The organism is Variovorax paradoxus NBRC 15149 (genome assembly GCF_001591365.1).
In the GTDB taxonomy this organism is placed as follows: domain Bacteria; phylum Pseudomonadota; class Gammaproteobacteria; order Burkholderiales; family Burkholderiaceae_C; genus Variovorax; species Variovorax paradoxus.
The window spans coordinates 2,104,817-2,117,480 of record NZ_BCUT01000001.1; the positions used below are offsets into that span (position 1 = coordinate 2,104,817).

Annotated in this window: 13 protein-coding genes; 9 read left to right on the forward strand and 4 right to left on the reverse strand. The window is 70.6% G+C overall.

What is annotated here, in order from left to right; genetic code table 11:
* Nucleotides 1-71 precede the first annotated feature (71 nt).
* The 3 genes from tlpB to VPA02S_RS09835 are packed head-to-tail and all read left to right on the forward strand — an operon-like array spanning nucleotide 72 to nucleotide 4,509.
* The gene (tlpB, locus tag VPA02S_RS09825; protein WP_062363654.1) at nucleotides 72-2,042 is read left to right on the forward strand and encodes a transporter-like protein TlpB; all 1,971 of its coding nucleotides are present in this window, start codon (nucleotides 72-74) and stop codon (nucleotides 2,040-2,042) included.
* The gene (locus tag VPA02S_RS09830; RefSeq protein WP_012745654.1) at nucleotides 2,039-3,310 is read left to right on the forward strand and encodes a cation:proton antiporter; all 1,272 of its coding nucleotides are present in this window, start codon (nucleotides 2,039-2,041) and stop codon (nucleotides 3,308-3,310) included. The genes tlpB and VPA02S_RS09830 overlap by 4 nt, the downstream gene beginning before the upstream one ends.
* Nucleotides 3,307-4,509: a YbdK family carboxylate-amine ligase gene (locus VPA02S_RS09835; RefSeq protein WP_081247509.1), complete on the forward strand. Its 1,203-nt coding sequence runs from the start codon at nucleotides 3,307-3,309 to the stop codon at nucleotides 4,507-4,509. The genes VPA02S_RS09830 and VPA02S_RS09835 overlap by 4 nt, the downstream gene beginning before the upstream one ends.
* On the opposite strand, the gene VPA02S_RS09840 is transcribed toward VPA02S_RS09835, so the two are convergent.
* Nucleotides 4,506-5,483, reverse strand: a complete 978-nt coding sequence (locus VPA02S_RS09840) for a GlxA family transcriptional regulator (protein WP_062363657.1) — start codon at nucleotides 5,481-5,483, stop codon at nucleotides 4,506-4,508. The two genes, VPA02S_RS09835 and VPA02S_RS09840, sit on opposite strands and share 4 nt — an antisense overlap.
* Before the next feature lie 103 nt (nucleotides 5,484-5,586).
* On the opposite strand from VPA02S_RS09840, the gene VPA02S_RS09845 reads away from it, so the two are divergent.
* Together VPA02S_RS09845 and thiL are read left to right on the forward strand one after the other, a co-directional pair.
* Nucleotides 5,587-6,216, forward strand: coding sequence for an isochorismatase family protein (locus VPA02S_RS09845; protein ID WP_062363660.1), 630 nt, complete (start codon nucleotides 5,587-5,589; stop codon nucleotides 6,214-6,216).
* A gap of 25 nt (nucleotides 6,217-6,241) precedes the next feature.
* Nucleotides 6,242-7,201 (forward strand): thiamine-phosphate kinase, encoded by a 960-nt coding sequence (thiL, locus tag VPA02S_RS09850; RefSeq protein WP_062363663.1) that lies wholly within the window; start codon nucleotides 6,242-6,244, stop codon nucleotides 7,199-7,201.
* Here the strand turns inward: thiL and VPA02S_RS09855 are convergent, their stop codons facing one another.
* Together VPA02S_RS09855 and VPA02S_RS09860 are read right to left on the reverse strand one after the other, a co-directional pair.
* Nucleotides 7,202-7,912, reverse strand: coding sequence for a DUF3053 domain-containing protein (locus tag VPA02S_RS09855; RefSeq protein ID WP_026283924.1), 711 nt, complete (start codon nucleotides 7,910-7,912; stop codon nucleotides 7,202-7,204).
* Between the two features lie 49 nt (nucleotides 7,913-7,961).
* Complete coding sequence (locus VPA02S_RS09860; protein WP_062363666.1) at nucleotides 7,962-9,422, reverse strand: MFS transporter; 1,461 nt, start codon at nucleotides 9,420-9,422, stop codon at nucleotides 7,962-7,964.
* A 165-nt stretch (nucleotides 9,423-9,587) separates the two neighbouring features.
* Between VPA02S_RS09860 and VPA02S_RS09865 the strand changes: the two genes are divergently transcribed.
* The 4 genes from VPA02S_RS09865 to VPA02S_RS09880 are packed head-to-tail and all read left to right on the forward strand — an operon-like array spanning nucleotide 9,588 to nucleotide 11,473.
* Nucleotides 9,588-10,115, forward strand: a complete 528-nt coding sequence (locus VPA02S_RS09865) for a phosphatidylglycerophosphatase A family protein (RefSeq protein ID WP_062363668.1) — start codon at nucleotides 9,588-9,590, stop codon at nucleotides 10,113-10,115.
* Nucleotides 10,109-10,663 (forward strand): CinA family protein, encoded by a 555-nt coding sequence (locus tag VPA02S_RS09870; protein WP_012745646.1) that lies wholly within the window; start codon nucleotides 10,109-10,111, stop codon nucleotides 10,661-10,663. The genes VPA02S_RS09865 and VPA02S_RS09870 overlap by 7 nt, the downstream gene beginning before the upstream one ends.
* Before the next feature lies 1 nt (nucleotide 10,664).
* Nucleotides 10,665-11,162, forward strand: coding sequence for a nuclear transport factor 2 family protein (locus tag VPA02S_RS09875; protein ID WP_012745645.1), 498 nt, complete (start codon nucleotides 10,665-10,667; stop codon nucleotides 11,160-11,162).
* Complete coding sequence (locus VPA02S_RS09880; protein WP_012745644.1) at nucleotides 11,159-11,473, forward strand: GNAT family N-acetyltransferase; 315 nt, start codon at nucleotides 11,159-11,161, stop codon at nucleotides 11,471-11,473. Before VPA02S_RS09875 ends, VPA02S_RS09880 begins: the two co-directional genes overlap by 4 nt.
* On the opposite strand, the gene VPA02S_RS09885 is transcribed toward VPA02S_RS09880, so the two are convergent.
* Nucleotides 11,463-12,650 (reverse strand): MFS transporter, encoded by a 1,188-nt coding sequence (locus VPA02S_RS09885; protein WP_062363671.1) that lies wholly within the window; start codon nucleotides 12,648-12,650, stop codon nucleotides 11,463-11,465. The genes VPA02S_RS09880 and VPA02S_RS09885 overlap by 11 nt on opposite strands.
* Nucleotides 12,651-12,664: the final 14 nt, after the last annotated feature.

Here is a 12,664-nt window from a genome sequence, read left to right on the forward strand (position 1 = left end):
CAACACCAGCGGCCCGGCAAAGCCGGTTCCGCGGTGTTTCTGGTATTTGGTTCTCCTTTTTAAGTTTTTTCATGGCTGCTGCATCGCTTGACCTGCAGGGGCTGCTGGCCCGGCTCGATCCGACGGCGGATGTGGCGCAGCGCCACATCTGGCTGATCGACGTCTTCGACTGGCTGCGCGGCGACCGTGCGTCGCCGCAGGCGGCGGTGGGGCGGGTGTCGCTGCTGCTCGACGCGGTCGAGGCGCGGCCCGAGCTGCGCGGGCGGCTGCGTGCATGGTGGCGCGCCTTCACGCAGGCGGTCGACCTGACCACGCTGCTCGCGGACTACGGCTTTGCGCCGCGCACCGCCTTCGTGAGCGAGCTCACCGAACGGCTGCGCCGCAAGATCCTGCCCGGCACGCCCGAAACCACCGACGCCTCGGACCTGTTCCGCATGGTGCTGCCCGGCGCGTTCGACGCGGGCTGGATCGCATTGCTCGACGACGCACAGCTCGCGCGCATCGGCAATCTGCTGGCCGACGCCGCACTCGACGACGATGGCGCCCCGCGCTGGCGCCACACCGTGATGGACGCCGTCACCTACTGCAGCAGCCAGGTGGTGGCGGCCGGCTTCTCGCCCGAATTGCGGCTGCGCATGAGCGCCGCGAGCGAGAGCCGCGCCTTCCATGCACTGATGTCCGACCTCGACGCACTGCGCGAGCAGATGTTCCGGGCACCCCGCGACGAAGACGCGCTGCAGGCCGCGTTCCTGGCCTTCCGCGACCGGCTCGACGCCTGCCGCGCCAGCGCCTCCTCGGTCTACACGCACCTGGAGGACAACGGCATCTCGGTCGGCCTGGTGTTCCGGCTGCGCCAGCTGCGCGAGCGGGTGCTGCGCATCCGCGAGCTGCTCGACTGCCTGATCTCGCCCGCACCCGCCCCCAGCGTGGCGCGGCTGGTGGGCCGGCTGGTGCTGGCCGGCGGCGAGCGCAACAGCATCCGCGCGCTGATCGCGTCGAACTCCTCGATGCTGGCGGCCAAGGTGACCGAGCGCAGCGCCGAGACCGGCGAGCACTACATCACGCGCGACCGCGCGAGCTACCTGCAGATGGTGCGCAAGGCCGCGGGCGGCGGCGCGCTCACCGCGCTGACGGTGCTGCTCAAGTTCGGCATCTATTCGCTCGCGCTGTCGGCCTTCTGGAGCGGGCTCTGGTCGGGCCTGATGTATGCCGCGAGCTTTGTCGCGATCCAGCTGCTGCACCTGACGCTGGCCACCAAGCAGCCCGCGATGACGGCGCCGGCCATGGCGGCGCGGCTGCGCGACATCAAGACCGATGCCGCGGTGGCCGATTTCGTCGACGAAGTGGCCAACCTGGTGCGTTCGCAGGTGGCGGCCGTGCTCGGCAACGTGGGCTTGGTGGTGCCCGCGATGCTGGCGCTCGCCCTGCTGGTGCAGTTCGCGCTCGGCCGGCCGCTGCTGGACGCCGCGCATGCCGCGGCCACGCTGCAATCGCTCTCGCTGGCGGGCCCGACCGCGGTCTTCGCGGCCTTGACCGGCGTGCTGCTGTTCGCGGCCAGCATCGTCGCGGGCTGGACAGAAAACGCCTTTGTCCTGCATCGCCTGGACTCCGCCATGCGTTACAACCCTCGCATCGGCGCTTTTCTGGGTGCCGCCCGCGCCCGCCGCTGGGCCACCTTCATGCGCACGCACATATCGGGCTTTGCCTCCAACATCTCGCTCGGGCTCATGCTCGGACTGCTGCCCGCATTCGCGGGTTTCTTCGGGCTCGGGCTGGACGTGCGCCACGTGACACTGTCGGCCGGGCAGATCGCGGCGGCCGCGGCCTCCACGGGCATGGCGGTGCTCCAGCAGCCCGCGCTGTGGTGGGCGGTGGCGGCTATTCCCGTGATCGGCGCGCTCAATGTGAGCGTGAGTTTCTATTTCGCATTCCGGCTGGCGCTGCGCGCGCACAGCGTCAGCCTGGGTGACCGCGCACGCATCCGCAGCGCCATCTGGGCGCGCTGGCGCAGCCGGCCCATCAGCTTTTTTCTACCTGCATGAATCTGACGAATCTCATCAACGATCTGCTGGGCTTCTGGTCCGAGTGGCTGCGCCCTTCGGCGGGCCTGCCCACGGTGCTGTGGTCGCTGCTGCTGGCCGCGGCGGCGGCCTCCGGCCACCTGGTGCAGCGCTACCTGGGCCTGCCCAAGGTGGTGGGCTATTCGATGGTCGGCGCGGTGGCCGGCCTGGCCGGTTTCGAAGGCGCGATCTGGCCGCTGCGCGGCATCAGCCTGTTCCTGCTGGAGCTCGGCGCGGCCGTGGTGCTGTTCGAAGCCGGCGGCCGGCTACCGCTGCGCTGGTTCCGCCACAACCCGATGGTGCTGGTGCAGAGCCTGCTCGAGGCCACGCTCACCTACTTCGGCGTGTTCTGGATGCTGCAGCTGCTGGGCCTGCCCGATCCGGTGGCCAACCCCATCGCGCTGATGGCCATCGTCGCCTCGCCGGCGGTGCTGAGCCGCGTGATCATCGACACCCGCGCCTCGGGGCCGGTGACCGAGCGCGCCATGACGCTGGCCACGCTCAACACCTTCTATGCGCTGGCGCTCGGCTATGCGCAGGCCGGCCTGATCGAACGGGCGCCGCAGACGCTGCTGCAGAAGCTCTATCCGGTGGCGGTGGTGCTGGGCCTGTCGTTCGTGGTCGGCGCCATCCTCGCGCTGGCGCTGCGCACGGCCCTGCGCTTCATGAGCCCGACGAGCGAGAACACCTCGATCCTGCTGCTCGCGCTCATTGCGGCCGCCAGCGCGCTCACGGCCCACGTCGGCGGCTCCGCGCCGCTGGCCGCGCTGATCGGCGGGGTGCTGCTCAAGACGCTGAACCCCAAGCCCTGGGCCTGGCAGCGGCAGCTCGGCACGGCCTCGTCGCTGCTCACCATGCTGATGTTCGTGCTGGTGTCCATCGTGGCGGCGCAGGCCGACTGGACGCTGCCCGTGGCCAGCGTGGTGCTGGCGGTGATCGGCATCCGCCTGTTCGCCAAGATCGCCGGCGTGGCCATTGCCAACCCGGGCAGCGGCGCGAGCTGGAACCAGGCCTTCTGGGTCGGCTGCGCGATGTCGCCGCTGTCGTCGATCGCGCTGCTCATCGCCTCCAACTTCACCACCGCGTCGCCGCTGCTCGGCACCATGATCACGCAGGTGGCCCTGCCCTCGATTCTCCTGATGGAAGTGATGGGCGCCGTGCTCGCCACCGTGGCCATCCACGCGGTGGGCGAAAGCTCGGTGCCCTGGACGCCCCAGGCCTTCAGCACCACGGAGGACACGCAGCGATGACCGCGGCCATGCCTTTGCCCGACAGCGACGACTTCCGCTCGCCCGCCCTGCCCGCGGACCCCGCGAGCCGCGTGGTCAAGCTCGAACCCTTCAACCGCTCCGAAGCGCTGTCGCTCGGCGTGGAGCTCGAGCTGCAGCTCGTCAACACGCACGACTACGACCTGGCGCCCTATGCCGAGGACATGCTGCGGCTGATGTCGCAGACCCCGCTGCCCGGCAGCGTGGTGCCCGAGATGACCTCGAGCATGATCGAGATCTCGACCGACATCTGCCATTCGGCGCAGGACGTGATCACGCAGCTCTCGCCGATCCGCGAGGCGCTCATCAAGAATGCCGACAAGCTCAACATCGCGGTGGTGGGCGGCGGCACGCATGCCTTCCAGCAGTGGCACGAGCGGCGCATCTACGACAAGCCGCGCTTTCGCGAGCTGTCCGAGCTGTACGGCTACCTGAGCAAGCAGTTCACCATCTTCGGCCAGCACGTGCACATCGGCTGCCCCGATGCCGACTCGGCGCTCCTGATGCTGCACCGCATGTCGCGCTACATCCCGCACTTCATTGCGCTGTCGGCCTCGTCGCCGTTCGTGCAGGGGCAGGACACGCAGTTCGACTCGGCGCGGCTCAACTCGGTGTTCGCATTCCCGCTCTCGGGCCGCGCGCCCTTCACGCTGAGCTGGAAGGAGTTCGAGGCGTACTTCGAGCGCATGACCCGCACCGGCGTCGTGCGCAGCATGAAAGACTTCTACTGGGACATCCGGCCCAAGCCCGAGTTCGGCACCATCGAGATCCGCGTGTTCGACACGCCGCTCACCGTCGAGCGCGCGGCCGCGCTCGCGGGCTACGTGCAGTCGCTGGCCGCATGGTTCCTGCAGGAGCAGCCCTTCGAGCCGACCGAGGACGACTACCTCGTCTACACCTACAACCGCTTCCAGGCCTGCCGCTTCGGGCTCGATGCGGTGTATGTGGACCCGGCCAGCGGCCAGCACATGCCGCTGCGCGACCACATCCTCATGACCATGACGCAGCTCGAATGGCACAGCGAGGCGCTCAACGCCACGCAGGCGCTCGGCGAGCTGCGCACCAGCGTGGAAGCCAACCGCAACGACGCGCGCTGGCTGCGCGAGAAGCAGGGCAAGGAGCGCCTCCTGGCCGAGGTGGTGCGGCAGGCGGCGCTGCGCTTTCGCGGCGGCGGAGCCTAGGCCGCCACCGCCTCCTGCGAGAACTGCCTGCGGTAGGCCGTGGGCGACACCTTGAACGCCGCCGCGAAGTGCTTTCGCAGCGACACTGCCGAGCCGAAGCCCACGTCGGTGGCCACGCGTTCCACCGGCCGGTCGGTGGTCTCCAGCAGCCGCTGCGCGAGCGCGAGCCGCTGGTTCTGCAGCCATTGGCCGACGGTGGTGCCCGTGGCTTCGCGAAAGCGCCGCGTGAAGGTGCGCCGGCTCATCAGTGCGCGCCGCGCGAGGCTGTCGAGTTCATGCGGGCTCTGGAGGTGGCGGCCCAGCCATTCGAGCAGCGGCGCAAGGCGGTCGCCCTCGGCCGCGGCGGGCATCGGCTGGCGGATGTACTGCGCCTGTCCGCCCTGCCGGTGCGGCGCCACCACCATGCGCCGCGCGGCGCGGTTCGCCGCCTCGGCGCCATGGCGCACGCGCAGCAGGTGAAGGCAGCAGTCGATGCCCGCGGCCGTGCCGGCGGAGGTGAGCACGTCGCCGTCGTCGACGTACAGCACCTCGGGCTGCAGCCTGACCTTCGGATATTGCCTGGCAAAGGCTTCGGCCAGGTTCCAGTGCGTGGTGGCCAGGCGGCCATCGAGCAGGCCCGCCTCGGCCAGCACGAAGGCGCCCAGGCACAGCCCGACCACGATGGCGCCGCGCCGGTGCGCCGCCTGCAGCGCGCGGATCAGCGCCGGCGGCGCGGGCCGGCCGTCGTCGCACCATGAGGGCACGATCACGATCTGCGCACGCCGGATCGCCTCGAGCCCGTGCGGCACCCCGAGCGTGAAGCCCGCATTGGTCTGCAGCGGGCCCGGCTCGGTGCCGCACACCTGCAGGCGAAAACGCGGGTCGCCCGCTTCCGTACGGTCTTCGCCGAAGACCATGCACGGCACCGACAGGTGAAAGGGGCTGATGCCGTCGAAGGCGACGACGGCGATGGTTTCCAGGGTTTTTCGAGCCATGGCCCGATTTTATCGACGAATGGCTTTCGGGCCACTTTCTGCCGACGGCTCCAGCGCGAACAATCGGGCCATCCCAACCACTTGCAACACGGAGCCCCCCACCATGAGCAACCACCCCGCCCCGCGCCGCGCCCTCGTCGTGATCGACGTGCAGAACGAATACTTCGAAGGCGGCGGCCTGCCCATCGAATACCCGCCGGTCGAAAGCTCGCTGCCGAAGATCGCGCAGGCCATGGACGCCGCGCGCGCGGCCGGCACGCCGGTGGTCGTGGTGCAGCACCACGCACCCAAGGGCGCGCCGGTGTTCCAGGCCGACGCGCACAACGGCCAGCTGCATCCGGAAATTGCGAGGCGGCCGCACGACCACCTCATCACCAAGACCTTGCCGAGCGTGTTCACCGGCACCGACTTTGCCGACTGGATTGCGCGCCACCAGATCGACACGCTCAGCGTGGTGGGCTACATGACGCAGAACTGCGATGCCTCCACCGTGTTCGAGGCCATGCACCGCGGCCTCAACGTGGAGTTCCTTTCGGACGCGAGCGGCGCGCTGCCGTACTCGAATGCGGCCGGACAGGTCAGCGCCGAGGAAATCCACCGCGTCTTCAGCGTCGTGTTCCACAGCAACTTCGCGGCCGTGGCAAGCACCGAGGCCTGGATTGCCGCGCTGCAGGCCGGCCAGCCGATCGAGAAGGACAACGTGGTGATGTCGAACCGGCGCGCGCGGGCCTGAGCGGTTCAGCGCTTATGCTCGCCCCATGGGTGAATTCGACCTGATCACACGCTACTTCCAGCGCCCCGCCAAGCGCTCCCCGCTCGGCGTGGGCGACGACTGCGCATTGCTCGCGCCCGCGCCCGGCATGCAGCTTGCCGTGTCCTGCGACATGCTGGTCGAGGGCCGGCACTTTCTGTCGACCGTCGATCCCGCGCGACTCGGCCACAAGGCGCTGGCGGTGAACCTCAGCGACCTGGCGGCCTGCGGCGCAAAGCCGCTGGCCTTCACGCTCGCGCTCGCGCTGCCCGGTGTCGACGAGCCCTGGCTCGAAGCCTTTTCGCGCGGCCTGTTCGCGCTGGCCGACGAGCACGGCTGCGAGCTCGTGGGCGGCGACACCACGCGCGGCCCGCTCAACATCTGCATCACCGTGTTCGGCGAAGTGCCGGCCGGCGCGGCGCTGCTGCGCTCGGGCGCGCACGCGGGCGACGACATCTGGGTCAGCGGCACGCTCGGCGATGCGCGGCTCGCGCTCGAGGCGTTCCGCGGCACGCTCTCACTGCCCGCCGACGTGTTCGCGCAGGCGCGCATGCGCATGGAGCAGCCCACGCCGCGCGTGGCGCTGGGGCAGGCGCTGCGGGGCAAGGCTTCTGCGGCGGTGGACGTGAGCGACGGCCTCGTGGGCGACCTGGGCCACATCCTCGCGTCGAGCAAGGTGGGCGCCACGCTCGATGCCGATGCGGCCACCGGCGTGATCGCCGCGGCCGCGTCCTGCGGCCTCGGCACCGAGATCCTGCGCACCTGCGCGCTTTCAGGTGGCGACGACTACGAGCTGGTCTTCACCGCACCGCCCGCCGCGCGCGCCGCGGTCGAACAGGCCGGCAGGGAAAGCACCACGCGCGTGACGCGCATCGGCCGCATCGACGCCGAAGCCGGCCTGCGCATCGTGGACGCCGGCGGCGCGCCGGTGGCGCAGCGCTTCGGCTCCTTCGACCACTTCGTCTGATCAGGACCCTCGAACCATTGCCTGCATCTTGGCTTGGGCGGCGTTGATGTCCTTCGACTGGCCATTGAGCTCCTGCAGCATCTTGTTGAGCTGCGCCTGCACGGCCGGATCGCTCACGCTGACCGACGAGCCCGAGACCTGGATCTTCGACTTGTTCTGCTCGAGGTAGTCGCCCACCGCGAGCGCGCCGTCGAACACCTTGTCGAGGGCAGGGAACACCTCCTTGAAGGTGGCGGCCGGCGCCGAGACGGTCTTCTCGTAGGCCTTGTCGTAGACCTGCTTCAGGTCGTCGGGCTGCTTGAGCTTCGCGTGCGCGGCATCGGCCTTGGCCAGCTCCTGGTCGAGCGCGGTGCGCAGGCCGCCCAGGCCGTCCTTGGCGGCCTTGAGGTCGTCGCGGCGCGACGCCAGGTCGGCAATCGAGCGCAGCGCGCCCTTGGCCATGACCTGGCCCATCGGCTGGCTGACCGACTTGTTCATGCCCTCGTTGAAGTCGGCGATCACCGCGTAGTGCTGCGCATAGTCGCCGAAGGAGGCCTTCTCGTCGGCCGTGGGCGTGGGCACGCGCAGGCCGGGCTTGTCGAGCACGCGGGCCTGCAGGAAGCCGATGAAGGCGGTGCGCTGCTCGGCCTCCTTGCTGCCGCAAGCCGCGAGCAGGAAGCTGAACGCCAGGCACAGCCACAACGCGTTGAAACGGACCCGGGTTCTTTTCATGATGCAGATGCCTTCGCGCTTGGATGAACCGCCGAGCATACGATGGCCCTCATCGGCCGCGCGCGGCAACGAAGCGCGCCACCAGCCACGCCGCCAGCGCGGGCGCGAACGCGAAGCTCGCAAACAGCCAGGCCGCGGCGGAGCGCGCGCCCGCCGCGCCGCCGGGCTCGCTGAGGCCGGCCGCGTTGGCCACCAGCCCCGCCACCGCCGCGCCCACGGCCATGCCGTAGAGCTGCACGGTCGTGATCGAGGCCGAGGCCAGGCCTTCCTGCCCGGCCGGCGCGAGCGACATCACGCGCGTGACCAGGTGCGGCCATCCGATGCCCACGCCCAGCCCCACGGCCGCCAGCGCAATGGCGGCCAGCAGCATCTCGAGCCCCGGCGCAAAGCGCCCGGGTGCCGGCAGCAGCAGCGCGAGCGCGGCAAGCCCCAGCGTGCAGGCCACGGGCCCGGCGCGCAGCATGCGGTCGGCGCCCGCGCCGCTGCGCCCCGACGACAGCAGCGAGCCCGCGCTCCAGCCGCCGGCCATCGCGGCCGTGAGGTAGCCGGCCGACAGCGGCGAATGGCCATGCAGCAGCTGCAGGAAGTACGGCACGAAGATCTCGGTGGTGGTGCCGATCAAGAGCAGCACCACGCAGGCATAGATGGCGCCCATCGGCGTGCGCAGCGCGTAGGCGCCAGCGGGCAGCAGCCGCACCGCGGCATGCCGGTCGATCCGCGTGGCGGCCACGCCGAGCGCCAGGCCCAGCGCCACGCCGGCGGCCTGCCAGGCCATGGCCGACAAGAACTCGCTGGCCGCGATCACCAGCACCGAGGTCGCCAGCAAGCCGATCTGCAGCGCCGGGATGCGCGGCATGGCCGGCGGCCGTTCATGCCGCACGCCGGCCGCGGGCCGCAACTGCACCGCGACCAGCAGCGCCTGCACGGCAGCCAGCGGCAGCAGCGACCAGAAGGCCCAGCGCCAGTGCCCCGCCTGCGCGAACAGGCCGCCCACCGCCGGCCCGCAGAGCGTGGCCACGCCCCACATGCCCGACACCAGCGCCACCGCGCGCGGCCACAGCCGCGGCGCGAACACCCGCTGGATCAGCGCATAGCTCAGGGCCGCGAGCAGGCCGCCGCCCAGCCCCTGCACCGCGCGGCCCGCGAGCAGCCACGGCATGGCCGGAGCGAGCGCGCAGGCCATCGAACCCGCGCCGAACACCACGAGCGCCGCCAGGCAGGCGCCGCGCGGGCCCAGCCGCGCCAGCAGCCGCACCGACAGCGTGGCGCCGAGGATCGACCCCACCACGAACAGCGTGGTGCTCCAGGCGTACCAGTCGAGCCCGCCGATCTCGTTCACCACCGAGGGCAGCACGGTCGTCACGATGTGCACGTTGACCGCATGCAGCGCAACGCCGCCCGTGAGCGCCAGCGCGCGCCAGCCGTTGCGGCCGCTGAACAGTTCGCTCCAATCGGCAGCGGGCGAAGCGGGGTGGAGCGAGGCAGGGGCGTTGGATGAGGCAGCAGGCATATGGCGCGGTCCTTGGCGGACGACGGGTGGCAAGGCAAGGCCCGGATCCTAGGCCGGCCTTGTGAATTAAACAAGTTATTGCTTTGATAAATAGAGGGTCTTGGACAGCCCCCGAATGCGCGACACTCTGGCCTGATGCAAGCCGCTTCTTCCTCCGCAGGCCCCATGCCGCCAGCCACGCCCCGCCGCCCCTCGATCGCCTTCCTGTTGTCCCACCCGGCGCATTTCATCGCCATGGGCTTCGGCTCCGGCCTGCCGCGCGTGGCGCCCGGCACCGTCGGCACGCTCTGGGCCTGGGCCGCCTTTGCCGTGATGCAGCTGTGGCTCACGCCCGCGGCCATCGGCTGGATCATCCTGGCCTCGCTGCCGATCGGCTGGTGGGCCTGCAGCATCACCGCGCGCGACATGGGCGTGGCCGACCCGGGCAGCATCGTGTGGGACGAGGTGATCGCGTTCTGGATCGTGCTGTGGCTCGTCACGCCGGCCGGGCTCCTCGCGCAGGCCATCGCGTTCGGCCTGTTCCGCTTCTTCGATGCCGCCAAGCCGGGGCCGGTGGCCTGGGCCGATGCGCTGTTCAAGCAGCGCGACGCCGTCCAGGTGCGCTGGTGGCGCGCGGGCTTCGGCATCATCCTCGACGACCTGGTGGCGGCGTTCTGCACGCTCTTGGTCATCGCGCTCTGGCGCGCATGGTGAACACGATGGAAGCCTCGACCCCAGCGAATTTTCTTGCCGACCAGGACACGCCCGCGCTCGTCGCAGCCTTGGCCGAACTGCTGCTGAAGAAGGGCTGGATGCTGGCCACGGCCGAAAGCTGCACCGGCGGGCTCATTGCCGGCGCATGCACCGAGCTCGCGGGCTCCAGCGCCTGGTTCGAGCGCGGCTTCGTCAGCTACTCGAACGCGGCCAAGACCGAACTGCTGGGCGTCGACGCCGCGCTGATCGAAGCCCACGGCGCGGTCAGCGAGCCGGTGGCGCGCGCCATGGCCGAAGGCGCCATCGCGCATTCGGCAGCGCGTGCCGCGGTGGCCGTGACCGGCGTGGCCGGCCCTACCGGCGGCAGCCCCGACAAGCCGGTCGGCACCGTGTGGTTCGGCTGGTCGGCCGGCGGGCAGGTGCGCACCGAGCGCCGCCGCTTCGATGGCGACCGCGCCGCGGTGCGCGCCGCCACGGTGCACTACGCCCTGCAGACACTGGTGGGCCTGCTCGGCCCGCAGCCCGGCACAACAACGAAGGCCCCATGACATGACAACTGCCACCGCCAATGCCCAGACCATCGAGCGCTTCTACGAGGCCTTCTCCCGGCTCGATGCCCGCGCCATGGCTGCCTGCTACGCCAGCGACGCGGCCTTCGACGACGAGGCCTTCTCGCTGCGCGGCCGGCAACAGGTGGGCGGCATGTGGCGCATGCTCTGCGACGCCACGCGGGCCAAGGGCGCCGACGTCTGGCGGCTGACTTGGCGCGACGTGCAGGCCGACGGCACCAGCGGCCAGGCCCACTGGGACGCGCACTACCGCTTCAGCGCCACCGGCCGGCTGGTCGACAACAGCGTCGATGCGCGCTTCGGCTTCACGCCCGAGGGGCTGATTGCCACGCATCGCGACAGCTTTGCCTTCTGGACCTGGTCGCGCCAGGCGCTGGGCGCGCCGGGCCTGCTGCTCGGCTGGACGCCGATGCTGCGCAACAAGGTACGCGCCACCGCGGCCGCCAATCTCGCCACTTATCTCGCACGCCAACCATGAGCAACAGCAACCTCGCCATCACCAACAACGAAGCCCAGCACCGCTACGAAGCCGCGCTCGAGGGCCAGCTCGCGGCCTACGCCGAATACAACCTGCTGACCGACGCCATCATGTTCACCCACACCGAGGTGCTGCCCGAGCACGAGGGCAAGGGCGTGGGCTCGGGCATTGCGCGGCATGTGCTGGACGAGGCGCGCGCCAAGGGGCTGCATGTGATTCCGGTGTGCCAGTTCATTGCGGGCTACATCCGCAAGCACCGCGAATACGCCGACCTGGTGCGGCCCGACATCCAGCGCGCCTTCAAGATCTGAGGGCGTCGGCCTTCGGCGCGGGCAGCCACGCGAAGGCCGCGATGCCCAGCACCAGCAGCACGGCAATGGTGGCCAGCACGGCCGTGAGCGGATCGCCGCCATGCGCCGCGGCCGCCGAGGCCGCCACGCCGGTGGCCCACTGCATGAGCGCGACGCCGAGGAACATCGCCATGGTGAAGACCGCCATCGCGCGGCCCGTGAGCGTCGCCGGGTAGGCCACGCGCACGTCGGCGTACTGCCAGACGATGAAGCCCGAGAGCACGCCGATCAGCACCATGCCGCCGATGTCCAGCCAGGCCGAATGCGTGAAGGCGATGAGCGCGAACAGCGCCGCATAGCCGAGCGCGCACACCACGATCCGGCGGCGGCGCGCGGCGCCATCACGGTCGAAGCGGCCGAACAGCGGCGCACCGAACAGCGAGATCACCGACACCGCGATGGCGACGTTGCCGCTTTGCACCAGCGAGTAGCCGTGGCGCTCCATCATGAGCGGTCCGAGCCAGAGCCCGCGCAGCGAGATGAAGGCGGCATAGGTCACGGCCCCGAGCATGACGATGCCGAGCGTGTGCGGCATTGCGAGCAGCGCGCCGAACTGGCGGATGGCCTCGGGAATCGACTCGTTCACCTGCGGCACGGCCGCGGCGGGCTCGCGCACCCAGTGCCAGATCGCGAGCCACGCCAGCGCCGAGGCCACGGCCAGCACCAGGAAGCCCGCGCGCCAAGAATACGCCTGCACCAGCCACGCGAGCGGCGTGCCGGTGGCCAGCATGCCCAGGCCGCCGATCGCCAGCACCAGGCCCGAGACGGTGGCAAAGCGCGCGGCCGGAAAGTGCCGCGCGATGAACACGGTGCACACCAGGAAGGCCGGCGCGCAGCCGATGCCGATCAGCGCCTGCCCCGCCACCAGCACCGCGTAGCTCGGCGCGAGCGCCGAAAGCAGCGCACCCGCGATGGCGACCGGAAAAGCCACCAGCACCGTGCGCCGCACGCCATGCAGGTCGATGCCGATGCCCATGAAGAGCTGCATCGCGCCAAAGGCGAAATGAAAGGCGCCCGAGAAAATGCCCAATGCCTGGGCCGAGAGCCTGAAGTCGGCCTGCAGCGGGCTGGCCATGATGGCGCCCACGGTGCGGAAGGCCTGGCTCAGCGCCACGCCGGCGCACAGCGCCAGCACCATGGCCCACGCCGCGC